This window comes from Streptomyces sp. NRRL S-340 (assembly GCF_000720185.1).
In the GTDB taxonomy this organism is placed as follows: Bacteria; Actinomycetota; Actinomycetes; order Streptomycetales; family Streptomycetaceae; genus Streptomyces.
Map to the genome: position 1 here is coordinate 159,897 of NZ_JOIY01000020.1, position 22,086 is coordinate 181,982.

The 22,086-nt window shown below is 71.7% G+C and carries 21 protein-coding genes and 1 rRNA gene; 11 read left to right on the forward strand and 11 right to left on the reverse strand.

Annotation, left to right across the window (positions count from 1 at the left end):
• Nucleotides 1-179: 179 nt before the first annotated feature.
• The gene (locus IG64_RS41590) at nucleotides 180-338 is read right to left on the reverse strand and encodes a hypothetical protein (RefSeq protein WP_199811612.1); all 159 of its coding nucleotides are present in this window, start codon (nucleotides 336-338) and stop codon (nucleotides 180-182) included.
• 141 nt (nucleotides 339-479) lie between these two features.
• Between IG64_RS41590 and IG64_RS17785 the strand changes: the two genes are divergently transcribed.
• Together IG64_RS17785 and IG64_RS41595 are read left to right on the forward strand one after the other, a co-directional pair.
• Nucleotides 480-1,313, forward strand: coding sequence for a hypothetical protein (locus IG64_RS17785; RefSeq protein ID WP_037857209.1), 834 nt, complete (start codon nucleotides 480-482; stop codon nucleotides 1,311-1,313).
• 136 nt (nucleotides 1,314-1,449) lie between these two features.
• Complete coding sequence (locus tag IG64_RS41595; protein WP_199811613.1) at nucleotides 1,450-1,620, forward strand: hypothetical protein; 171 nt, start codon at nucleotides 1,450-1,452, stop codon at nucleotides 1,618-1,620.
• A 27-nt stretch (nucleotides 1,621-1,647) separates the two neighbouring features.
• Here the strand turns inward: IG64_RS41595 and IG64_RS17790 are convergent, their stop codons facing one another.
• Nucleotides 1,648-2,022: a metal-sensitive transcriptional regulator gene (locus IG64_RS17790; RefSeq protein ID WP_037857211.1), complete on the reverse strand. Its 375-nt coding sequence runs from the start codon at nucleotides 2,020-2,022 to the stop codon at nucleotides 1,648-1,650.
• Nucleotides 2,023-2,251: 229 nt separating this feature from the next.
• Here IG64_RS17790 and IG64_RS17795 point away from each other — a divergent pair, with 229 nt between their 5' ends.
• Nucleotides 2,252-2,872 (forward strand): DUF47 domain-containing protein, encoded by a 621-nt coding sequence (locus tag IG64_RS17795; RefSeq protein WP_026252685.1) that lies wholly within the window; start codon nucleotides 2,252-2,254, stop codon nucleotides 2,870-2,872.
• Nucleotides 2,873-2,879: 7 nt separating this feature from the next.
• A complete protein-coding gene (locus IG64_RS17800; RefSeq protein WP_037857212.1) occupies nucleotides 2,880-3,878 on the forward strand; it encodes an inorganic phosphate transporter in 999 nt (332 codons plus the stop codon).
• A gap of 110 nt (nucleotides 3,879-3,988) precedes the next feature.
• Here the strand turns inward: IG64_RS17800 and pstB are convergent, their stop codons facing one another.
• The 4 genes from pstB to pstS form a co-directional block, all read right to left on the reverse strand.
• Nucleotides 3,989-4,765, reverse strand: a complete 777-nt coding sequence (pstB, locus tag IG64_RS17805; protein WP_037857214.1) for a phosphate ABC transporter ATP-binding protein PstB — start codon at nucleotides 4,763-4,765, stop codon at nucleotides 3,989-3,991.
• A 91-nt stretch (nucleotides 4,766-4,856) separates the two neighbouring features.
• On the reverse strand, nucleotides 4,857-5,909 hold the full coding sequence (gene pstA / locus IG64_RS17810; RefSeq protein ID WP_037857217.1) for a phosphate ABC transporter permease PstA: 1,053 nt from the start codon (nucleotides 5,907-5,909) through the stop codon (nucleotides 4,857-4,859).
• On the reverse strand, nucleotides 5,906-6,919 hold the full coding sequence (gene pstC, locus IG64_RS17815; protein WP_037857220.1) for a phosphate ABC transporter permease subunit PstC: 1,014 nt from the start codon (nucleotides 6,917-6,919) through the stop codon (nucleotides 5,906-5,908). The genes pstA and pstC overlap by 4 nt, the downstream gene beginning before the upstream one ends.
• Before the next feature lie 103 nt (nucleotides 6,920-7,022).
• Complete coding sequence (pstS, locus tag IG64_RS17820; RefSeq protein WP_037857222.1) at nucleotides 7,023-8,147, reverse strand: phosphate ABC transporter substrate-binding protein PstS; 1,125 nt, start codon at nucleotides 8,145-8,147, stop codon at nucleotides 7,023-7,025.
• Between the two features lie 589 nt (nucleotides 8,148-8,736).
• On the opposite strand from pstS, the gene IG64_RS17825 reads away from it, so the two are divergent.
• A complete protein-coding gene (locus tag IG64_RS17825) occupies nucleotides 8,737-10,323 on the forward strand; it encodes an FAD-binding oxidoreductase (protein WP_037857225.1) in 1,587 nt (528 codons plus the stop codon).
• Between the two features lie 190 nt (nucleotides 10,324-10,513).
• Here the strand turns inward: IG64_RS17825 and IG64_RS17830 are convergent, their stop codons facing one another.
• The 3 genes from IG64_RS17830 to IG64_RS17840 form a co-directional block, all read right to left on the reverse strand.
• Nucleotides 10,514-11,218: a phosphatase PAP2 family protein gene (locus IG64_RS17830; protein ID WP_037857227.1), complete on the reverse strand. Its 705-nt coding sequence runs from the start codon at nucleotides 11,216-11,218 to the stop codon at nucleotides 10,514-10,516.
• Between the two features lie 252 nt (nucleotides 11,219-11,470).
• Nucleotides 11,471-12,478: a C40 family peptidase gene (locus IG64_RS17835; protein WP_199811610.1), complete on the reverse strand. Its 1,008-nt coding sequence runs from the start codon at nucleotides 12,476-12,478 to the stop codon at nucleotides 11,471-11,473.
• Between the two features lie 215 nt (nucleotides 12,479-12,693).
• Nucleotides 12,694-13,500 carry a trypsin-like peptidase domain-containing protein gene (locus tag IG64_RS17840; RefSeq protein WP_037857234.1) on the reverse strand — a complete coding sequence of 269 codons (807 nt, stop codon included), beginning with the start codon at nucleotides 13,498-13,500 and terminating at the stop codon, nucleotides 12,694-12,696.
• A gap of 447 nt (nucleotides 13,501-13,947) precedes the next feature.
• Between IG64_RS17840 and IG64_RS17845 the strand changes: the two genes are divergently transcribed.
• The 6 genes from IG64_RS17845 (at nucleotide 13,948) to IG64_RS17870 (ending at nucleotide 21,340) form a co-directional block, all read left to right on the forward strand.
• Nucleotides 13,948-14,256, forward strand: a complete 309-nt coding sequence (locus IG64_RS17845; RefSeq protein WP_014673544.1) for a hypothetical protein — start codon at nucleotides 13,948-13,950, stop codon at nucleotides 14,254-14,256.
• Nucleotides 14,257-14,511: 255 nt separating this feature from the next.
• Nucleotides 14,512-15,357 carry a hypothetical protein gene (locus IG64_RS17850; RefSeq protein ID WP_037857305.1) on the forward strand — a complete coding sequence of 282 codons (846 nt, stop codon included), beginning with the start codon at nucleotides 14,512-14,514 and terminating at the stop codon, nucleotides 15,355-15,357.
• Nucleotides 15,347-16,699, forward strand: a complete 1,353-nt coding sequence (locus IG64_RS17855; RefSeq protein WP_037857239.1) for a membrane protein — start codon at nucleotides 15,347-15,349, stop codon at nucleotides 16,697-16,699. Before IG64_RS17850 ends, IG64_RS17855 begins: the two co-directional genes overlap by 11 nt.
• The gene (locus IG64_RS17860; protein ID WP_037857242.1) at nucleotides 16,696-18,255 is read left to right on the forward strand and encodes an SCO6880 family protein; all 1,560 of its coding nucleotides are present in this window, start codon (nucleotides 16,696-16,698) and stop codon (nucleotides 18,253-18,255) included. The genes IG64_RS17855 and IG64_RS17860 overlap by 4 nt, the downstream gene beginning before the upstream one ends.
• A 14-nt stretch (nucleotides 18,256-18,269) precedes the next feature.
• Entirely contained in the window at nucleotides 18,270-19,697 is a 1,428-nt protein-coding gene (locus IG64_RS17865; protein ID WP_037857245.1) for an ATP-binding protein, read from the forward strand.
• Between the two features lie 14 nt (nucleotides 19,698-19,711).
• Complete coding sequence (locus tag IG64_RS17870) at nucleotides 19,712-21,340, forward strand: type VI secretion protein (RefSeq protein WP_037857247.1); 1,629 nt, start codon at nucleotides 19,712-19,714, stop codon at nucleotides 21,338-21,340.
• Between the two features lie 8 nt (nucleotides 21,341-21,348).
• Here IG64_RS17870 and IG64_RS17875 read toward each other — a convergent pair whose 3' ends face one another.
• The gene (locus IG64_RS17875) at nucleotides 21,349-21,927 is read right to left on the reverse strand and encodes a GNAT family N-acetyltransferase (RefSeq protein WP_037857250.1); all 579 of its coding nucleotides are present in this window, start codon (nucleotides 21,925-21,927) and stop codon (nucleotides 21,349-21,351) included.
• A 69-nt stretch (nucleotides 21,928-21,996) separates the two neighbouring features.
• Nucleotides 21,997-22,086 (reverse strand): 5S ribosomal RNA (rrf, locus tag IG64_RS37630); the annotation flags it as partial.

Consider the following 22,086-nt stretch of genomic DNA (forward strand, 5'->3'; position numbering starts at 1 on the left):
AGCCGCTCGCCGCACGACGGCCCGCACGGCCCCCGGCCGGGCACGGCGGCCGCCTCTGACCCGAGGTCAGGCCCGCGCGCGGCGGCGCCCGCTCACCGCCGCGCCGCGCGCGGTCGCGGAGGAGCCCGGCCCCGGACCGGCCGGCGGCCCGCAGCGCGCCGCCGAGACCCACCGCACCCTCATGCGTCCCGCGCGTGCGCCTCCGCGTCCGTACGGGCCAGGCTGCGCGCCCGGCGGGCCGGGCCGCGCCACCCGCAGGTGCAGCGGGCCAGACAGAAGCGGCCCTGTTCGACGGTCGTCGTGCGATGCTCCCGCTGCCCGGGTTCGTCCTGCGCCACGGCGCCCACGCTACCCATCCCGGGTGAACGGCCGGTGGCGGCTTGCCACCGGGCGGCCCGGCGCGTGACGGGGTCCCCTACCCGTCGTTAACCGGACGACAGGGGCCCGGTACGGACGCGGCAGCTGGGGGTAGGCAGGCGATGACGGAGCGGCGGCAGACGGGCGGGGCGGCGGTGCTCGTGGTGGGGCTCCTGCTCTGCGCGGGCGCCACGGGGTGCTCCGCCAGAGGGGTGGCCGCCGAGGACGCGCGCGCCGCCGACGACCCGGTGCGCACCCTGCGGCAGGCCCCCGACGCCCTGCTGCGGGCGGGCACTTCGCAGACCCGCACGTCGATGGAGATGGCCGCCGGCGGGACCCGGGTGACGATCCGCGGCGAGGGCGCCTACGACTTCCGGGCGCAGCGCGGACAGCTGACCGTGATCCTGCCGCAGGACCCGGCCGGGAACTCCGGGCACCCGCCGATCGTGGAACTCCTCGCGCCGGGCGCGCTGTTCATGAAGAACCGGGGCGCGGGCGTACCGGCCGACAAGTGGGTGCGGGTGGAGACGGCGACGCTGTCCGACGGCAACCTGGTCACCGGCGGGGCCACCGACCCGTTCGCCGCCGCCGAGGTGCTGCGCGGGACGCGGACGGCGACGTACGTGGGCCGTACGCGGGTCGCGGGTGTGGCGGTGCGGCACTACCGGGGCACCGCCGACCTCGCCGTGGCGGCCGGCGGAGCGTCGGCGGCCGGCGGGGGCGCGCTGCGGGCGGCGGCGAAAGGGTTCGCCACGCCCGCCGTCCCGTTCGACGCCTACCTCGACGACCAGGGCCGCATCCGCAAGCTCCGGCAGAGCTTCGCCTTCGTCAACGCCCGGCGGAAGGGCACGGTGGAGGTGTTCTCCACCACGCTGCTGTACGCCTTCGGGACGCCGGTGACCGTGACGCTCCCGCGCGCCCGGGACATCTACACGGGCCGGGTGGCCGAGAGGTGACCCGGTGGCACGGCCGGCGCGGGGGCCCGAAATGACCGGGGAACTAGCCCTTCCGTGCCATGCGCGGGCCGCGCGCGGCTCCCTACTCTAGGTCTGTTGTCGCCGAAGCCGGTGACGCAGAGACGAGGTGATGCACGTGGCTCCGGTCGGCGGTACGGCGGTTCAGGACCACGTGGCCCTCGCCGAGATCGAACTGTGCGGCGAGCTGATCATCGCCGCCTCGGCGGCCCGGGAGCGGCTCAGCCTGGAGTACATCGACGAGGTGCTGAGGGTGACCGAGGAGCGACGGACCACCCCGAGCAGGTGATCCCCGTCACATCTGCGGCTCACCGCCTCACGTGCGCAGCAGCCGCCCGATGGCCTTGGTGGCCTCCTCGACCTTCGCGTCGATCTCCGCTCCGCCCTTGACGGCCGCGTCGGCGACGCAGTGCCGCAGGTGCTCCTCCAGCAGTTGCAGGGCGAAGGACTGCAACGCCTTGGTGGAGGCGGACACCTGGGTGAGTATGTCGATGCAGTACGTGTCCTCGTCGACCATGCGCTGCAGCCCGCGGATCTGCCCCTCGATGCGGCGCAGCCGCTTGAGGTGCTCGTCCTTCTGGTGGTGGTAGCCGTACGTGGCGTGCCCGTCACCCGCGTTCTCGGGCGGTGCCGCGTCCTGCGCCCCGGCGCTCCCGGAGGGCGCCGTCGCGCCGGCCTCGGTGGTCGTCATCGCGTCCTCCCGCTCGGAACGGAAAACAAACGGAAACCCAGGAGACATACCCCTGCCGGGTATATCTTATCGAATTTCCCCGGGTACAAGGGCCCTTGGACCGCCCAGGACCGCCCCCGTGCCGACCACTGTGCCTGATGGGCGACACTGGGGGACGGCCCCTTAGCCGTGGCCGGATGATGCGCTTAGCATCACCCTGTCCGAAACCGATGCACCCCGAGGACCCCTTGTGCGCTTTCGTCTGACCCCCAGGGAGACGAGCTTCTACGACATGTTCGCCGCGTCCGCGGACAACATCGTCACGGGCTCGAAACTCCTGATGGAACTGCTCGGGGCGGACGCATCCGCCCGGGCCGAGATCGCAGAGCGTATGCGGGCCGCGGAACACGCAGGTGACGACGCCACGCATGCGATCTTCCACCAGCTGAACTCCTCGTTCATCACGCCCTTCGACCGCGAGGACATCTACTCCCTCGCGTCGTCCCTGGACGACATCATGGACTTCATGGAGGAGGCCGTCGACCTGGTCGTCCTCTACAACGTCGAGGAACTGCCCAAGGGCGTCGAGCAGCAGATCGAGGTCCTGGCGCGGGCCGCCGAGCTGACCGCCGAGGCCATGCCGCACCTGCGGACCATGGACAACCTCACCGAGTACTGGATCGAGGTGAACCGCCTGGAGAACCAGGCGGACCAGATCCACCGCAAGCTGCTCGCCCACCTGTTCAACGGCAAGTACGACGCGATCGAGGTGCTGAAGCTCAAGCAGATCGTGGACGTACTGGAGGAGGCGGCGGACGCCTTCGAGCACGTGGCGAACACGGTGGAGACCATCGCGGTCAAGGAGTCCTGAGGCGTCCATGGACACCTTCGCTCTGGTTCTGACCATCCTGGTCGCGCTCGGCTTCGCGTACACCAACGGCTTCCACGACTCCGCCAACGCCATCGCCACCTCCGTCTCCACCCGCGCGCTCACCCCGCGCGCCGCGCTGGCGATGGCCGCGGTGATGAACCTCGCCGGCGCCTTCCTGGGCAGCGGCATCGCCAAGACGGTCAGCGAGGGGCTGATCGACACCCCCACCGGCAGCAAGGGGATGGGGATCCTCTTCTCGGCGCTGCTGGGCGCCATCGTCTGGAACCTGGTCACCTGGTACTTCGGCCTGCCCTCGTCCTCCTCGCACGCCCTGTTCGGCGGGCTGGTCGGCGCGGCGCTCGCGGGCGGCACGACGGTGTACTGGTCCGGGGTGCTGGACAAGATCGTCACCCCGATGTTCCTGTCCCCGGTGGTCGGCCTGATCGTCGGTTACCTGGTCATGACGGCCATCATGTGGATCTTCCGCCGGACCAACCCGCACAAGGCCAAGCGCGGCTTCCGCATAGCGCAGACGGTCTCGGCGGCGGGCATGGCCCTCGGCCACGGTCTGCAGGACGCGCAGAAGACCATGGGCGTCGTCGTCATGGCGCTGGTCATCGGCGGCGTCGAGACCTACGGCGACCCGATCCCGGTGTGGGTGAAGCTGGTCTCCGCGCTGATGCTGTCCCTGGGCACCTACGCGGGCGGCTGGCGCATCATGCGCACCCTGGGCCGCAAGATCATCGAGCTGGACCCGCCGCAGGGCTTCGCCGCCGAGGCGACCGGCGCGTCGATCATGTTCGGCACCGCCTTCCTCTTCAAGGCCCCGATCTCCACCACCCACGTGATCACCTCGGCGATCATGGGCGTCGGCGCGACGAAGCGGGTCAACGCGGTGCGCTGGGGCGTGGCCAAGAACATCGTCCTCGGCTGGTTCATCACCATGCCGGCCGCGGCGATCGTCTCGGCCGTCGCGTTCTGGCTGATCGACCTCGCGTTCCTGTAGGCACCGCGGCGTGCGCAGCACGCACAGGGCCCGCCCCCGTGAGCCGGGGGCGGGCCCTTCTGCGTCCTCGCGGTGGCACCGCCATGCAGCACCGCGAGGGGTCTTGGGGATCAGCCGAAGCGGCCGGAGATGTAGTCCTCCGTGGCCTGCACCGACGGGTTGGAGAAGATCCGCTCGGTGTCGTCGATCTCGATCAGCCGGCCCGGCTGGCCCACGCCCGCCAGGTTGAAGAACGCCGTACGGTCCGAGACGCGCGCCGCCTGCTGCATGTTGTGCGTCACGATGACGATCGTGAAGCGTTCCTTCAGCTCGCCGATCAGGTCCTCGATGGCGAGGGTGGAGATCGGGTCCAGCGCGGAGCAGGGCTCGTCCATCAGCAGCACCTTCGGCTCCACCGCGATGGCGCGGGCGATGCACAGCCGCTGCTGCTGACCGCCGGACAGTCCCGCGCCCGGCTTGTTCAGACGGTCCTTGACCTCGTTCCAGAGGTTGGCGCCCTTGAGCGACTTCTCGACGACGTCGGTCAGCTCGCTCTTCTTGTAGTTGCCGTTCAGCCGCAGGCCCGCCGCCACGTTGTCGAAGATCGACATGGTGGGGAAGGGGTTGGGCCGCTGGAAGACCATGCCCACCTCGCGGCGGACGGAGACCGGGTCGATCCCGGCGCCGTACAGGTCCTCGGTGTCCAGCATCACCTTGCCCTCGACCCGGCCGCCGGGGGTGACCTCGTGCATCCGGTTCAGGGTCCGCAGGAACGTCGACTTGCCGCAGCCGGAGGGGCCGATGAAGGCCGTCACCGAACGCGGCTCGACCGTCATCGAGATGTCCTCGATCGCCTTGTGGGAGCCGTAGTAGGCGGTGAGACCGCTCACGTCGATTCGCTTGGCCATGACTACTTCTTCACTTCCGTCTCAGTCGGCTGAGGGGTCGCCCAGCGACCGGCCACGCGGCGGGAGCCGCAGTTTGCAACGAGGGGCCCGGTCAACGAGGGGCCTTCCAGCGGGCGATGCCGCGGGCCGCCAGGTTGAGGATCATCACCGCGGCGATCAGGGTGAGCGAGGCCGCCCACGCACGGTCGTAGGCCGCGCCGGAACCCGCGCTGTTCGTGTACTGCTGGTAGATGTACAGCGGCAGCGAGGACTGCGCCCCCTCGAAGGGGTCGGTGTTGATGAACGGGTTGCCGAACACCAGCAGCAGCACGGGAGCGGTCTCACCGGCGATCCGGGCGACGGCCAGCACGACGCCGGTGGTGATGCCGCCGACCGCGGTCGGCAGGACCACCTTCAGGATCGTGCGCCACTTCGGCACACCGAGGGCGAGCGACGCCTCCCGCAGCTCGTTCGGTACGAGCTTGAGCATCTCCTCGGTGGAACGGACCACGACCGGCATCATCAGGATGGCCAGCGCCAGCGAGCCGGCGAAACCGAACGGCTGCATCTTGAAGATCAGCATCAGGCTGAGGATGAACAGGCCCGCGACGATCGAGGGGATGCCGGTCATCACGTCGACGAAGAACGTCACCGCCCGCGCCAGGGCGCCGCGCCCGTACTCGACCAGGTAGATCGCGGTGAGCACACCGATCGGCGCGCCGATCACGGTGGCGAGACCGACCTGCTCCAGGCTGCCGACGATGGCGTGGTAGATGCCGCCGCCCGGCTCGGTGTCGGCGACGACCCCCATGGAGTGGGACAGGAAGTAGAAGTCCAGGACCTTCACACCGCGCCGCACGGTCGTCCAGACCAGGGAGACCAGCGGCACCAGGGCGAGCAGGAAGGCGACCCAGACGAAGCTGGTGACCACCCGGTCCTTGGCCTGGCGGCGCCCCTCCACCCGGGCGGTGATGCCGTACGTGCCCAGCACGAAGAGGAGCGCGGCGATCAGGCCCCACTGCACCCGGCTGTGCAGGCCGCAGGCCAGACCGATGACGACGGCGACGGCGATCGAGCCGGCCGCGATGGCCCACGGGGCCCACCGCGGCATGCTGGCGCCGCGCAGGCTGCTGGAACGCTGGTCGGCGATGGCTGCGGTGCTCATGCGTTGGCCCCCGAGTACTCCTTGCGGCGGGCGATGATCAGCCGGGCCGCGCCGTTGACCAGCAGGGTGATGACGAACAGGACCAGGCCGGAGGCGATCAGCGCGTCACGGCCGAACTCGGTCGCCTCGCTGAACTTGCTGGCGATGTTCTGGGCGAAGGTGCCGCCGCCCGGGTCGAGCAGGCTGGCCTTGATGTCGAAGGTCGGCGAGAGCACGGTGGCGACGGCGATCGTCTCGCCGAGCGCGCGTCCGAGGCCGAGCATCGAGGCGGAGATCACGCCGGAGCGGCCGAAGGGCAGCACCGCCATGCGGATGACCTCCCAGCGGGTGGCACCGAGGGCGAGCGCGGCCTCCTCGTGCATCCGGGGGGCCTGCCGGAAGACCTCACGGCTGACGTTGGTCACGATCGGCAGGATCATGATGGCGAGCAGGATGCCCACGGTGAGCATCGAGCGGGGTGCGCCGCCCTCCCAGGAGAAGATGCCGGTCCAGCCCAGGTAGTCGTTCAGCCAGCTGAACAGGCCGTCCAGGTTCGGTACGAGGACCAGGGCGCCCCACAGGCCGTAGACGATGGACGGCACGGCGGCGAGCAGGTCGATCACGTACGAGATCGGACCCCTCAGCCTGCGCGGGGCGTAGTGGGTGAGGAAGAGCGCGATGGCGACCGCGACCGGGACCGCGACGACCATCGCGATCACCGAGGAGACCACCGTGCCGAAGGCCAGCACGGCGATGCCGAAGACCGGCGGCTGCACGCCGGTGTTCCACTCGAAGCCGGTCAGGAAGTTGCCGTGGTCCTTGCTGATGGCCAGGGACGCGCGGTAGGTGAGGAAGACCGCGATCGCGGCCATGATCGCGAGGAGCAGGATGCCCGATCCGCGGGAGAGCCCGAGGAAGATCCGGTCTCCGGGGCGGGTGGCGCCACGGCCGGCACGTCCGTGCTCGGCCGGGACGGGCCGGGGGGGAAGAGGCGGAGCGTCTGCGTCTGTCTGCTGTGTGGATATGTCCATCGGGTTCTCCGGTCTGCGGAGCCCTGCGCGGTGGAGGGCTCGTGGCGGCGGTGCACCGGACGGTGCGGCCCGGTCCCGGGGCGGGGACCGGACCGCACGCGGGTCAGCTCAGGCCCTCGATGGTGGTGCGGACCTTGCTGATGATCGCGTCGGGGATCGGCGCGTAGTCCTTCTGGGTGAGGACGTTCTGGCCGTCCTCGCTGGCGATGTAGCGCAGGAACGCCTTGGTGGCCGGCAGGGTGTCGGCCTTGTTGCCCTTGTCGCAGACGATCTCGTAGGTGACCAGGACCATCGGGTACGCGCCCTCGGCCTTGGTGTTGTAGTTCAGCTGCAGCGACAGGTCCTTGCCGGTGCCCACGACCTTGGCGTCGCCGATGGCCTTGCTGGCGTTCTCGACGGTGGCCTTGACCGGGGCGGAGGCGCCGGTGTCGATGGCGACGGTGTGCACGTCCTTGGCGAACGACAGCTCGAAGTAGCCGATCGCGCCGTTGGTCTGCTTGACCTGCTGGGCCACACCGGAGGACTGCGGAGCGGCCTGGCCGCCCTGCGCCTGCCAGGCCTTGCCGCCCGAGTACTTCCAGTCGGCGGGCGCGGCGGCCTTCAGGTACTTGGTGAAGTTGTCGGTGGTGCCGGACTCGTCCGAGCGGTGGAACGCCTGGATCTTCAGGCTGGGCAGCTTCGCCTTGGGGTTCAGCTTCTTGATCTCCGGGGCGTCCCAGGTCTTGATCTTGTTGTCGAAGATCTTGGCGAGGGTCGGGGCGTCCAGGACGAGGTCCTCCACGCCCGGGACGTTGTAGCCGACCGCGATCGGGCCGCCCACCATCGGCAGGTCGATGCCCTGACCGCCGGTGCAGACCTTCTTGGAGGCCTCGACCTCTTCGGGCTTCAGCGCGGAGTCGGAACCGGCGAAGGCGACCTGGCCCTGGCTGAACGCCGTGACACCGGCGCCGGAGCCGCCGCCCTTGTAGTTGATCTGCGTGCCGCAGGCCTGGCTGAACTGCTTGACCCAGGCGTCGATCGCGTTCTTCTGCGCGGAAGAGCCGTCCGCCAGCAGCTGGCCCTTGGCGCCGTCGCACTTGACGGAGCTGTTCGAGGCCGCGGTGCTGCTTCCTCCGCCGGCGTCGCCCTTGCCGGTGTCGTCCGAACCGCACGCCGTGAGGGCCAGGGCGCCGGAGACGGCGAGGACGCCGAGAGCGAGTGCCCGCCGGTTCTTGCGCTGAAGCTTCACTTGAGGGAATTCCTTCCAGGAGCCGCCGTCCTGATCGGCGGCGTGCGAAGAGTGACTGGCACCGGCGCGCCGAGATGCGCGTCAGCACCGGTAAGGCCGAAATTAGGCAGAACAGGTGAAGCCGCCGATGGCCGGAAGTGAACGAGGGGTGAACCCCTGCCGACGGTGCGGTGAGGTCACGGAATGCTCACGGGGAGAACACGCCGAGATCCCGGAACCCCCCGCTCCGCGGCACCGCGACGCGCCGGCGCCCGCCCCGCGCCCGCCCTACGGCCACCGTTCGGCCCCGGTCGCCGCCAGGGTCCCGCCGTCCCGCCCCGAGCGGCACCCGCGCCCGCCCCACTTCACGACCCGGGCCACCGCCCGCGCCCACCGCCCGCGCCCACCGTTCACCGCGCCGGTCGCCGCCGGCGTCGCGCAGACGGCGGAGGCCTCGGGGCGGCAGACCGGTGGCGGGCGGCGCGCGCCGGCTGCCCGCAGGGCCCGGGCGGCAGGGCAGCGGGCGCCCGGGAACGTTCCGTCTTCCTGGCGGGAACCCCCCGGGCCCCGTTGTCGTCTCGGTCCAAGGGGGCGACAGGAGGCGCGGAACATGGAACGGCGTGCGTTCATGGCCGGCGGCGCGGTCGCGGTCGCGGCCCTCGCCACGGCCTGCGGCGGCAACGGCGGCAGCGGCAGTGGCGGCGGGTCCGGGACGGCGGCGCGGACGCCCGGCACCGGCGGCAGCGGACGGAGCACGGCGGCGCCCGCCACCGGCACCCGGACCGCCGCCCCCGCCGACTGGACCGCGCTCGCCCGTTCCCTCGACGGCACCCTGCTGCGCCCCGGCGACGCCCACTGGACCACCGCCCGCCGGCTGTACAACACCCGCTTCGACGGCCTGCGGCCCGCCGCCGTCGCCTACGTGGCGCACACCGACGACATCCGTACGGCCCTCTCCTACGCCCGCGCCCACCGCCTGCGCGTGGCCGTCCGCAACGGCGGCCACTCCTACGCGGGCTGGTCCTCCGGCGACGGCCGCCTGATCGTCGACGTGTCGGCACTGGCCGCGGTCCGGGCGAGCGGCACCTCCGCGGTGGTCGGCGCGGGCGCCAAGCTCATCGACGTCTACCGCGCGCTCGCCGCGAAGGGCGTGACCATACCCGCGGGTTCCTGCCCGACCGTCGGCGTCTCCGGCCTGGTCCTCGGCGGCGGCCACGGCGTCGTCTCCCGCGCCTACGGCCTGACCTGCGACAGTCTGACCCAGGCCAGCCTCGTCACCGCCGACGGCCGCCTGCTCACGGCGAACGCGACCGAGAACGCGGACCTGTTCTGGGCGCTGCGCGGCGCCGGCAACGGCAACTTCGGCGTCGTCACCGAACTCCGCTTCCGCACCCGCCCCGCGCCCCAGGCGGTCTCCGCCTACCTGACCTGGCCGTGGGCGCGGGCGGCGGCGGTGGTGGCGGCCTGGCAGGAGTGGGGCCCGGACCAGCCCGACGAGATCTGGTCGTCCCTGCACCTGGAGAACTCCCCCGGCGGCACCCCCAGGGTCTCCGTGGCCGCCTTCTCCCTGGGCACCTACGGCGAGTTGCAGAACGCGGTGGACCGGCTGGCCGCACGGACCGGGGCCCGCGCGTCGAGCGTCTCCCTCAAACGCCACTCCTACGAGGGCGCGATGGAGGCCTACGCGGGCTGCTCGTCGTTCCCGGCGGAACCCCAGTGCCACCTGCCCGGTGCCACGCCTGGCCGCTCCCCGCAGGGCGCGCTCGGCCGCGAGACCTACGCGGCCCGCTCGGACTTCTTCGACCGCTCGCTCTCCCCGGACGGCGTCCAGACGCTGCTGGCCCAGCTGCGGGCGGTGCGCGGCGGCGCCGGCAGCATCGCGTTCACCGCGCTCGGCGGCGCCGTCAACCGGGTCTCCCCCACCGCGACCGCCTTCGTCCACCGCCGCTCACGCATGCTCGCCCAGTACATCGCCTCCTGGACCCCCGGCACCCCGGGCACGGCGGCCCAGTCCTGGCTCAGCGCGGCCCACGCCGCCCTGCGGCCGTACGCGTCCGGAGCGGCGTACCAGAACTACACGGACGCCACCCTGACGGACTGGCGCACGGCCTACTACGGCGACGCGGCCGGCCGCCTGGCGAAGGTGAAGCAGCAGTACGACCCGGAGCGGTTCTTCTCCTACCCCCAGGGCGTGTAGCAACGGCCGGCGAACACCGCCGCTGCCCCCGCCCTCCCGCGCCGGGCTCCTGCCCGCGACCACCGGCGGCCCCGGACCCCGGCGCCGGGCTCCCCAACACCGGTTCCCCGACTCACGTTCGGGCCCCTGCCCGCGACCACCGGTGCCCGGACTCCCGTCCCTGACCGGCGGTCCCGCGGCCGCGGCGCGCTCAGGCCGCCAGGTCGCGCTCCTCGGCCGAGGCCCGCTCCTCGCCCCGCGCGCCCGACAGCACCCGGCTCACCCCGGCGGCCCGCCGGTCACGGACCAGCCAGCCGCCCCAGCGCGTCCCCTCGACCGCCCGGAGCACGGGCGTGAGCAGCGCCGTCGCCACCGGCGACAGCAGCAGCGCGACCGCCGTGCCCAGCGCGAACCCGCCGACCACGTCGGTCGGGTAGTGCACCCCCATGTACACCCGGCAGAAGCCCTCCAGCAGCGCCAGCCCGATCCCCGCGAGCCCGAACCGCCGGTCGGCCACGAACAGCGCGGCCGCCACCGCCATGGTGAGCGTGGCGTGGTCGCTCACGAAGGAGAAGTCGGTCTTGCCCGGCACCAGGACGTCCAGGCCCTGGTGGTCCAGGAAGGGCCTGCGCCGCTCCACGAACCCCCGGATGGGCACGTTCACCAGGACCGCGACACCGGCCGCCAGCGGCGCCCAGACCAGCGCGGCCACGGACGAGGCGGCGTCCTCCCCGCCGCGCCGCCGCACGGACCACCAGCACCACACCACCAGCAGCACCATGGCGAGCAGCAGCCCGTACTCACCGACGAACTCCATGAGCCGGTCGAACCAGTGCGGCGCGGCCTTGGCCAGGCCGTTGATGTCGTAGAGCAGGTCGACGTCGGGGTTCGACCCGGATTCGGCGAGTCCAGCCATCGTGCTGCGGCCCCTTCGTCGTGTCGTTCCGGACGCACCCTGCGTGCGCCGCTCCTGCCACCCCCGTGGTCGTAGGTCCGCTTCCGCTGCCGGCACGCGTGCACGACGCGCGCTCCGTCCGACGTCCGCTTGGCTACGTCAACAGGAACGCACGGCCCCGTTTCATACGTTCCACACTCCACCGAAAGATCACGCAGACGTTACCGAAGAGAGACTCATCACCGCAGCTCAGGGGGCAGGTTCACGCTCAGTTCAGGCCCGGGCGGGGAGCGCTTTCGCGCCATCTTCGGTGACCCGGGTCGCGCCGAAGTAGTCCGACCCGTCGATCGGGTCGAACCGGATCACGGCCCCGGTGTACGGCGCGTCGATCATGTAGCCGCCGCCGACGTAGATGCCCACGTGGTGGATGGCCCGCGAATCGCTGAGGTCGTGCGAGAAGAACACCAGGTCGCCCGGGAGCAGTTCGTCCCGCTGCGGATGCGGCCCGGCGTTGTACTGGTCGTTGGCGACGCGCGGCAGGGTGATCCCCACGCTGCGGTACGCGGCCTGCGTCAGCCCCGAGCAGTCGAACCGCCCGCCCTGCTCAGCGGTGCCCTCACCACCCCACAGATAGGGCGTGCCGAGCTTGCTCTGCGCGTAGGAGATGGCCCCGGCCGCCTGCTTGGACGGATCGAGCCGGGTGACGGGCGCGGCGAAGCTCTGCGCCAGCGTCGTGATCGTCTTCACGTAGTTCTGCGTCTCCGCGTACGGCGGTACGCCCCCGTACCTGATCACGGCGTCCGCGCCCGCGTTGTAGGCGGCGAGCATGTTGTGCGTGGCGTCACCGGGCACGCTGCGGACGTACTCGGCGAGTTCGCAGTCGTAGGACGCGGCCGACGGGATCGCGTCGTCCGGGTCCCAGACGTCCCGCTTGCCGTCGCCGTTGCCGTCGACGCCGTGGGTGGCCCAGGTGCCCGGGATGAACTGCGCCATCCCCTCGGCCGCCGCCGCGCTGCGCGCGTTCGGGTTGAAGCCGCTCTCCTGGTACAACTGGGCTGCCAGCAGCGCCGGGTTGATCGCCGGGCAGAGGTTGCCCCACTTCTGCACGAGCGTGCTGTAGGCGGCCGGCACGGCGCCCTTGGCGAGCCCGACGGCACCCTTGCCGACACCGCCCGCCAGGTTCCCGGCGACCAGGTACACGCCGACGACGAGCAGCAGCACGAAGGCGAGTCCGGAACCGACGGCGGCGATCCCCACGACCCATGCCCTGCGCACCGTCAACCACCCCTCGCCGCCCGGCAGTCCACCTCGGACAGTTTAGGGTCGCACCCCACGCTCCAGGGATGATCGGACGCGCCGGAATCAGGCCGAAAACAGACCACGACCCCTCCGCGGACCACGGCCTCCCCCCGTCGGACCACCGTCCGCGCGGCCGCCGCCCCTGCCCGCGCCCGCTACCTGGGCCGCCCCAGCGGCCACGGGCCGCGGCGCGGCCTTCACGGCTCCGCGGCGGCGTCCTCGTACAACTCGGCGGCCTCGGCCCGGAAGGCGACGCTGTACGACGTGTCCGGCGTGGACCCGCCCATCTCGTGGCCGCCGAGCACCCCGACGACCTCCCGGTCACCGTCGACCCACGGGCTGCCGCTGGTGCCGCTGGTGAACTCGGGGCAATCGATGCGCTGCTGGGTACGGCTGTGCGGGCTGGGCCTGTTGGTGCAGCTGATGGGCTGCTCCCGGGAGTCGGGGTACCCGGTGACCGTCACGGCGCTCGCCCCCGTCGCCGCCCCCGCCACGAAGCGGTTGCCGCCGACGACGTCCTCGATGTTCTTCCCGTCGCCGCCGTCCCGCGGGACGACCACGGCGAAGGCCAGGTCGCTGTCCTCGTCCTCGCTCCTGGACCATCCGTCGGGCAGGAAGCGCTTCTTGACCGTCCACGTCCCGTACGGGGCCTTGCCGTCCCGGTAGCCGGGCACGAAGACGACGTCCGTGTCGTCGGCCAGGCAGTGGGCCGCGGTGAGGATGAGATTCCGCCGGGCGCTGTGCACGACCGACGCGGAGCAGAAGTGATTGCCGCTGAGCCGGTCCGCCTTGTCGGCGCCGAACAGCGCGCCGACCCGCGCGCTCAGCGGGGTCACGGAGGCGACAGCCGTCACCCCCAGTGGGCCGGGGCCGTCGTCGGCGGCCGCCACGGAGGCAGAGGTCACGGCGATCAGCATCAGGCCGACGAACAACGCCTGGTGCCGGGCGCGGGCACGCGGGCGTCCGTGACGTGCGGGGCTCGGGGTACCTGGGATGCGCATCATCAAGGCCACTGTGTCCCAAGAAGGTGAGAAAGGGATCCCGACTTCACTGAGATTTTCCTGTGAAACCCCCGTTCACCGCACAGTGTGCCCCGCATCGCCCGGCTTGTCCCACCGCCCGCCCACCGCCCTCCCCTCCGCGCACGCGCGCGTCCGCGGAGGAGGAATCCCCGCGCGGCGTGAGACCATCGAACCGGCCGCTCACCCGACTGGCCGTCAGGAACCGCACCGGGGCCGAAAAGTGACAACGACGGAACCGCACCACAGGTTCCGGTCCGACCTCATTGCCCGGCGTGACCTGCTGTGATACACAGAGTAACCATACGTACGAAACCCGCCAGCCAATGGCGCCAAGTCGACATCCGCGGGCGGCATTGTCAGGGACAATGAGGCCTGACCTCCGCGTGCCCGCGGGGGTCGTGGAACTACCCACCAGGGGCGGTGACTTACATGCTCTTTGCGGCCGACAAGGGAGACATCAACACCATCATCGGCGGGATCGCTCCGGACTGGGGCCCCTTCGGCAGCCTGGGCAACGAGGCGAAGGTGATGATCGAGGTCGTGATGGCGGTGGCCATCCTGCTCTGCCTCGGCATCGCCGTCTGGGGCGCGGCCAAGCAGCGGATCGGCGCGACCGCCCTGCGCGACACCTTCAGCGCGGAACAGGGCAAGGGCCTGATCATCGCCGGCCTCACCGGGGTCTTCATCATCGGCTCCCTCGGCACGTTGTTCACCATCGTGTACGGCATGGCGGTGTAGACCGTGCGACCCGTGTGACCGGCGCACCCCCGCGCACACCGCGCACGGTGCCCCGTCCCCGCCGCCGGCCCGCCCCCAGGGGCGCGGCCGGTGCCCCCGCTGCCCCCACCCGTCCACCGTGCCCACCGGCCGAGGTTGCGTTTCCCTGATGTCGAGTCACCACACCGCGCCCACGCGGGAACCAGCACGGCTACCGTCGTACTTCCACGCGTTCCGCCACGAGGCCGAGGTCAACGTCGAGGGGGCGTACCGGGCATGAGTCTGGGAGACGAGCACGGACACGGCGACCCGGCGCGCTCCGGCACCGACGCGTACGGCGGCGGGCAGACCCGCACCCGGCTCCCCGACCCCTACGGCGGCGCCCGGCGCGGCGCCCGCTCGTCCTCACGGGGCCTGGTCGCGGTGGTCGCCGTGGTCGTCCTCCTGATCGCCGCCATCGCCTTCGCGAACCGCGGCGGCGGCGGTTCCTCCGCCGCGGACTCCCCCGGCAAGGCCGGCGGGGCGAAGGCGGCGGCCACCGCCCCGACCGGCAAACAGCCCGTGACCACCAGAACCGCGGGCCTCCCCTCCGGCTTCGCCCACGACCAACAGGGGGCACAGAGCGCGGCGGCGAACTACTCGGTCGCCCTGGGCTCCGCGGAGATGTTCACCACCGAGACACGGCACCGGATCGTGAACACGGTCTACGCCCCCGACGTCGCGGCCCGCCGCCAGGCGGACCTGGACGAGGCGTACACGAACGCGAAGTTCCTCAGCAGCATCGGCCTCGGCAAGAACGGCGCCGCACCCGCCGGCCAGACCTTCGTCTCCCGAGTGGTCCCGGTGGGCACCAAGATCACCTCGTTGAGCGGCGACAGGGCGAGCGTCGAGGTCTGGTACACCTCGCTCTTCGGCCTGTCCGGACAGGCGTCGACCAATCCCGTGAGCGAGAGCTGGTACACCACCACCTACCAGCTCACCTGGGTCGACAACGACTGGAAGATCACCGACTTCCAGCAGAAGGACGGCCCCGTCCCGGTCGGGCGCGACCAGCGGGCCTCCACCGCCGACGACATGACCAAGGCCGTCGAGGAGTACGGAGGCTTCACGTATGCGCGCTAACCACCGCTTCCTGAAGGTGGCGGCGGCCGTCACCGCTGCACAGACCGGCTTGGTGCTGCTGGCCACGAACGTCTTCGCCGCTCCGCCGGCGCCCCGCACACCCGCGTCGCCGTCGGCGTCTCCGTCGTCGGGCAGCACCGTCTGCGGTCTGATCAGCGCCGGACCCGCCAGGGAACACTGCGAGCAGGGCAACGGCTCGTCGAAGTCCAACGGGATCTCCACCGACCCCACCGCCACCCTCGACCCCCTCTCCTCCCTCGCCAAGGGCTGTGCCGACGCCGCCTCCTGGACCGTCAAGCAGCTCAGCAAGGCGGTGCAGGAGACCGCCACGGTCGACTTCACCAACCAGAAGTTCCTCCAGCAGTACGCCATCGTCTTCGCCGCCTCCGCCATCCTCACCCTCCTGCTGTGGCTGCTGGCGGTCGCCAAGCGGGCCGTGCGCGGCGTGCCGCTGTCCACCGCCCTCTCGGAGGCCGTCGGCTTCCTGTGGCTGACGGTGCTCGCCTCCGCCTTCACCCCGCTGATCCTCTACACGGTCGTCTCCGCGACCGACAGCGTCAGCGACGTCCTCGCCAAGGCCACCGGCGACCAGACCGGCACCTTCTTCGGCACGTTCGCCGGCGCGCTGGACAAGGGCACGGACATCGGCGGCGGCCCGATCATGCTGATCCTGGTGTCGCTCGTCTCGATCCTCGCCGCCGGCGTGCTCTACCTGGAGCTGTTCCTCCGGGCGATCCTGCTCTACGTCGGCGCCCTGCTCGGCGTCGTCGTCTACTCCGGGCTGGTCGACAAGAACCTGTGGGGCCACGTCCGCCGCTGGGCGGGCATCATGATCTCCGTGATCCTGGTCAAGCCGGTGATCGTGATCGTGCTCGGCCTCGCCAGCGCGCTCTCCTCGGACGACGGCCCCGACGCGCTCGCCGCCGTCGTCTCCGGCCTCGCCATCATCCTGCTCGCGATCTTCGCCAGCGCCATGATCTACCGCTTCGTGCCCGGCTTCGGCGACGAGATCGCCGCCGGCCGCAACAACCGCATCATGCAGGGCGCCGAGGGCAAGGCCGCGGCCGTCATCAGCTCCCCGGCGACCCTGGTCGCCCAGGGCATCAAGACCCACAGCACCCGAGCCGACAGCAACGGCGCGGCAGGCGGCGGCACCTCCGCCCCCCGCCCCGCCAACCCCGCCTCCGGAGGCGTCGCCGCGCACAGCTCGCGCGCCGCGGACAGCGGCGGATCCGTCCCCTCCGCCGCCCCCGCTCCCCGGGCACCCAGCCCGGTGAACACCCCCCACGCCAGCAGCACCCGCAACAGCAGTACCAACCGCACGGGAGGTGAAGGGCGTTGACGACCGAGTCCCACGTGTCCCCCACGGTCACGCCCCGCCGTACATATCTCATCGGCCGGGCCCGGCCGAACGCCATCGTCGGCCGCAACCGCGAGACCGGCGAGATCGCGCTGATCATCGCCGGCGCCGCCATCGGCATGATGTGCGGGCTCCTCGTCCCCGTGCTGTCCCTGCGCATCGTCCTGCTGGCCGGCTTCCCGCTGCTGGCCCTGGCCGCCGTCTACGTGCCCTACCGGCACCGGACGTTCTACAAGTGGTTCGAGATCAACCGCAGCTTCAAGCGCACCGTCAAGCGCGGCGCCGTCTACCGTTCCGGCGTCATGGAGGCCGGCACCCGCGCCGACGGCCGCGAGATCGAGATCGGGCCGCCGCCCGGCATCGGCCGGATCACCTGGCTGGCCGCACCGTTCGGGCCGGACGAGATCGCCGTCCTGCTGCACGCCGACCGCAAGACCGTCACCGCCGCCATCGAGATCGAGGGGCCCGGCGTCGGGCTGCGCGACTCGGAGGACCAGGAGGCCCTGGTCGACCGGTTCGGCACCCTGCTCAAACACGTGGCCAACGGCGACGGCTTCGTCACCCGCCTGCAGATGCTCGCCCGCACGCTGCCCGCGGACCCCGACGCCCATGCCAAGGACGTCTCCCAGCGCGGGGACACCCGCGCACCGCAGTGGCTCCAGCAGTCCTACGACCAGCTCCAGTCCATGGTGTCCACCAGCAGCGAGCAGCACCGCGCCTACCTCGTCGCCTGCATGCACTTCACCCGCGAACTGGCGGCCGAGGCGCATGCGATGGCGCGCGCCGCCCGCCCCCGGTCCGGCCGCAAGCTCGACCGGGACGCCGGACTCGCCGTCGTCATGGCCCGCGAGCTGACCGACATCTGCTCCCGCCTCCAGGAGGCCGACATCCGCGTACGGCAGCCGCTCGGCCAGGGCCGGCTCGCCTCGCTGATCCACTCCATGTACGACCCGGACCACCCGATCGACCACATCCAGGCGATGACCCAGCGCAACGCCTGGCCGGCCGAGCTGGACGCCATGGAGCCGACGTTCCTCCAGGCCAAGACCCGTGAGTCCGCCACCCGCGAACCGTGGTGCCACGCCACGGCCTGGGTCAAGGAGTGGCCGATGACCCCGGTCGGCGTCAACTTCCTGGCCCCGCTCCTCGTCCACACCCCGGACGTCATCCGCACCGTCGCCGTCACCATGGACCTCGAACCCACCGAGGTCGCCATCGAACGCATGCTGACCGAGAAGACCAACGACGTCGCCGAGGCCAGCCGCGCCGCCAAGATGAACCGCACCGTGGACCCCCGCGACGTCCACGCCCACCACCGCCTCGACCAGCGCGGTGAGGACCTCGCCAGTGGCGCCGCCGGTGTCAACCTCGTCGGCTACATCACCGTCTCCTCCCGCACCCCCGAGGCCCTGGCCCGCGACAAGCGCACCATCCGCGCCTCCGCCGGAAAGTCGTACCTGAAACTGGAGTGGTGCGACCGCGAGCACCACCGCGCCTTCGTGAACACGCTCCCGTTCGCCACCGGAATCCGACGGTAGGGGCTGATGCTCTGATGCGGGACCCGCTGACCGCACTCACGGACGCCTTCACGTCCTTCCTGTTCGGGAAGGTCGAGACGACCCGGCTCCCGGTGCGCACCTCCACGGGCCAGGCCCAGGCGGTCTACCTGCCCACGGCCGCGCCCGGCCTCGGCGACTCGGGCGTCATCATCGGCCGCGAGGTGTACTCCGGGAAGGGCTACATCTACGACCCCTTCCAGCTGTACGGCCAGCAGCTCCCCGCCCCGCACTGGCTGGTCCTCGGCGAGTCGGGCAACGGCAAGTCGGCCCTGGAGAAGACGTACGTCCTGCGCCAGCTCCGCTTCCGCGACCGCCAGGTCGTCGTCCTGGACGCCCAGGGCGAGGACGGCGTCGGCGAGTGGAACCTGATCGCCGAGGAGCTGGGGATAACTCCCATCCGCCTCGACCCGACGGCCGCGCTCAACCACGGCATCCGCCTCAACCCCCTGGACCCGGCGATCACGACGACCGGCCAGCTCGCCCTGCTGCGCACCATCATCGAGGTCGCCATGGGCCACGGCCTGGACGAGCGCTCCGGCTTCGCCCTCAAGGTCGCGCACGCCTACGTCAACGAGACGATCGTCCAGCGCCAGCCGGTCCTGTCCGACATCGTGGAACAACTGCGCCACCCCGAGCCGGAGTCGGCCGAGGCGATGAACGTCGCCATAGACGACGTCCGCGCCTGGGGCCTGGACGTCGCCCTGGTCCTGGACCGCCTGGTCGACGGTGACCTGCGCGGCATGTTCGACGGGCCGACGACCGTGGGCATCGACCTGGACGCCCCGCTGATCGTCTTCGACCTGTCCCACATCGACCGCAACTCCATCGCCATGCCCATCCTCATGGCGATCGTCGGCGTGTGGCTGGAGCACACCTGGATCCGCCCCGACCGCAAGAAGCGCATCTTCCTGGTCGAAGAGGCCTGGCACATCATCAACAGCCCGTTCGTCGCCCAGTTGTTCCAGCGGCTGCTGAAGTTCGGGCGTCGGCTCGGCCTCTCCTTCGTCGCCGTCGTGCACCACCTGTCGGACGTGGTCGACGGCGCGGCGGCGAAGGAGGCCGCCGCGATCCTGAAGATGGCCTCCACCAGGACGATCTACGCCCAGAAGGCCGACGAGGCCAGGGCGACGGGACGTGTGCTCGGCCTGCCCCGGTGGGCGGTGGAGATCATCCCCACCCTCACCCCGGGCATCGCCGTGTGGGACGTCAACGGCAACGTCCAGGTCGTCAAACACCTCATCACCGAGACCGAACGCCCCCTGGTCTTCACCGACCGGGCGATGACCGAGTCCTCCCACGACCACCTCGCCGCCGACGACGCCCTGCGCGCCGCCGAACTCGAGGCGGAGCAGCGGGCGGCCGCCTTCGTCGAACAGCACGTCCCCGACCTGGGCGGCTCCTCCGAGTCGACGGTGGCCTAGGAGAGGCGGGCACGGTGAGACCCGACGACCGCGACCGGGGAAGGGCCCGGGGACAGGGCGGCATCCCGGACGGCCTGCTGATCGGCCTGCTCGCCTTCCTCCTCGGCATGACCGTGCTGGTGTGGACGGCGACCGGCCTGGCAGGTCTGTTCGCGCACGGCTCCTGGCCGTCCGGCGTCACCTTCACCCGTACGCCCCTGGCGATGCGTCACCTCATCACCGAACCGCACGACATCCCGGGCGCCTGGCCCACCACCGAGCCGGGCCGCCTTTCCGGGTACGGGCTGTTCTGGGGCCTGTTCATCGGCCAGCTGATGGTGCTGTTCGTGCTGACCGTGTTCGTCATGGGTACGACGGCGAGGTGGCGAGCGGGCCGGGCCAGGCGGCGGGAGGCGGCCGCGGCGGCCCGCGCCGCGCACCCCGGCCCGCCGGCCGCACCCCTCTCCCCCCGCCACGACGTGCCCTCCTCCCCCCAGCCCCCCGCCGGCCACGAGGTCGCGGCCGTGGCGGCAGGCCCCGTGCCCCAGGAGGGCCCGGGCCCTCACGAGGTGCCCGGCCAGCGCACGCCGTCCGGGACAGCGTGGCCGCAGCCCGCCGCCACGCCACCGTCGCAGCCGGCGCAGCATGTGCCCGAGACAGACTCCCCGGCCGCCCTGGCGTCGCCCCCAGGGCCCGTCACGGCCCTGGCGGGGCCTCAGGAGCCGGGCGCGGACAGCCCGCGGCCCACGCTCGTCGTCGCCCCCAGGGAGAGCCGCCGCACGGCCGCCGCCCAGGCGGTCCTCGACGCCGCAGGCCCCGTGCTCGTCGTCACCTCCGAACCCGCCCTCTGGCAGGACACCAAGGACGCCAGGTCGAAGCTGGGCCCCGTCCACCTCTACGATCCCGGGCACCTGTGCGACACACCGGCCCGGCTGCACTGGTCCCCCGTCGCGGGCTGCGCGGACAAGGACACGGCGGTGGCACGAGCCGCCGCCCTGCTCGCCCCCGTCCGCCCCGCCGCCAAGATCGACCAGGCGGTGAGCGACACCGCGCAGACGCTCCTGCGCAGCTACCTGCACGCCGCGGCGATCGACGGCCGCACGATCCGGCACGTCCACCGCTGGTCGCAGGGCACCCAGCTCCAGGAGGCCGTACGGACCCTGCGGACCAACCCCAAGGCGGCGCCGGGCTCCGCGGGCGAACTGGAGGCCGCCCTCACCGCGCATCCCGAACGCCGGGACATCGCGCAGGAACTGACGGCCCGCGCGCTGGCCTCCCTCTTCACGGTCAACATCCGGGAGGCCTGCACTCCTCACCGAAATGATGCGGTCGCCTTGGATTCCTTCGTGGATGAAGGGGGAACGCTTTACGTGGTGGGGGAATCCATCGAGGATCCCCGCACCCACCCGGGCGCTATGCCCCTCCTGACGGCACTCGCCGCAAGCGTGGTCGAGCGCGGCCGGCGCATGGCCGAACGGTCATCCTCCGGTCGGCTCGACCCACCACTCACCCTCGTCCTCGAGGACGTGGCGGCCGTGGCCCCGCTGCCCCAGCTCCCCGAGCTGCTGGCCGGGGGAGCGGACCGCGGCCTGCCGACGCTGGCGCTGCTCCGTTCCCGGGAGCAGGCCCGCGCCCGCTGGCCGCACGACGACCTCCCGGCCTGACCCCGCCGTCAAGGACGTGCGAGGACATACTCCAGTTCGTCCGCCCCGGGGGCGGAGGCGAGGGGCACGGTCCGGCCACTCGGCAGGAAACCGACCCGGCGGTAGAAGCGCTGGGCCCGGCCGTTGTCCTCGTGGACGATGAGCCGCACCCGCTCCGCGCCGGTCTCCCAAGCCCATCGCAGAGCCTCGTCGAACAGCACCTCCGTGAGCCCGCACCCCCGGTGCTCGGGCCGCACGTACACACCGACGACATGCCCCTGCCGCTGCTCGATGGGGAATCCGGCCCAGTCGGTCGTACCGGCTTCTTCCATGAGCAGGGTGACGGTCCCGACCCACTGGCCGTCGGGGCCCTCGGCGATGAACTGCCGTACTTCGGTGGCTCCTTCGGCGGCGCCGGCCGCCCGGTCCTGCCAGAAGGAGTCGGGCCGGGCGGCGGCGTCCGCATACGTCTCCAGGAAGGCCAGGTGGGCGACCGGATCCTGGAGGGCCTCCAGCCGCAGCGCCTTCACGGCCGGCCACTCGTCGGCGCGTATGGCGCGGACCAGGTACTTCTCGTCGTGCTTCGCGACGCTGTCGGGGCTGCTCATGAGGGCTACGGTAATGCAGGCAAAAGAAAAGGCCCACACCGTTTAGGTGTGGGCCTTTCCTGAATGATTGTTCGGCGGTGTCCTACTCTCCCACAGGGTCCCCCCTGCAGTACCATCGGCGCTGTAAGGCTTAGCTTCCGGGTTCGGAATGTAACCGGG

What these genes read in the sequence shown, in the direction of transcription:
- IG64_RS17845 (WP_014673544.1), top strand. Translation starts at nt 13,948, where the DNA reads ATGCTCTTTGCGGCCGACAAGGGAGACATCAACACCATCATCGGCGGG.
- pstC (WP_037857220.1), bottom strand. Translation starts at nt 6,919, where the DNA reads ATGGACATATCCACACAGCAGACAGACGCAGACGCTCCGCCTCTTCCC.
- IG64_RS17830 (WP_037857227.1), bottom strand. Translation starts at nt 11,218, where the DNA reads ATGGCTGGACTCGCCGAATCCGGGTCGAACCCCGACGTCGACCTGCTC.
- IG64_RS17850 (WP_037857305.1), top strand. Translation starts at nt 14,512, where the DNA reads ATGAGTCTGGGAGACGAGCACGGACACGGCGACCCGGCGCGCTCCGGC.
- IG64_RS17785 (WP_037857209.1), top strand. Translation starts at nt 480, where the DNA reads ATGACGGAGCGGCGGCAGACGGGCGGGGCGGCGGTGCTCGTGGTGGGG.
- IG64_RS17855 (WP_037857239.1), top strand. Translation starts at nt 15,347, where the DNA reads ATGCGCGCTAACCACCGCTTCCTGAAGGTGGCGGCGGCCGTCACCGCT.
- pstB (WP_037857214.1), bottom strand. Translation starts at nt 4,765, where the DNA reads ATGGCCAAGCGAATCGACGTGAGCGGTCTCACCGCCTACTACGGCTCC.
- IG64_RS17865 (WP_037857245.1), top strand. Translation starts at nt 18,270, where the DNA reads ATGCGGGACCCGCTGACCGCACTCACGGACGCCTTCACGTCCTTCCTG.
- IG64_RS17800 (WP_037857212.1), top strand. Translation starts at nt 2,880, where the DNA reads ATGGACACCTTCGCTCTGGTTCTGACCATCCTGGTCGCGCTCGGCTTC.
- IG64_RS17825 (WP_037857225.1), top strand. Translation starts at nt 8,737, where the DNA reads ATGGAACGGCGTGCGTTCATGGCCGGCGGCGCGGTCGCGGTCGCGGCC.
- IG64_RS17840 (WP_037857234.1), bottom strand. Translation starts at nt 13,500, where the DNA reads ATGATGCGCATCCCAGGTACCCCGAGCCCCGCACGTCACGGACGCCCG.
- IG64_RS17875 (WP_037857250.1), bottom strand. Translation starts at nt 21,927, where the DNA reads ATGAGCAGCCCCGACAGCGTCGCGAAGCACGACGAGAAGTACCTGGTC.
- IG64_RS17790 (WP_037857211.1), bottom strand. Translation starts at nt 2,022, where the DNA reads ATGACGACCACCGAGGCCGGCGCGACGGCGCCCTCCGGGAGCGCCGGG.
- pstA (WP_037857217.1), bottom strand. Translation starts at nt 5,909, where the DNA reads ATGAGCACCGCAGCCATCGCCGACCAGCGTTCCAGCAGCCTGCGCGGC.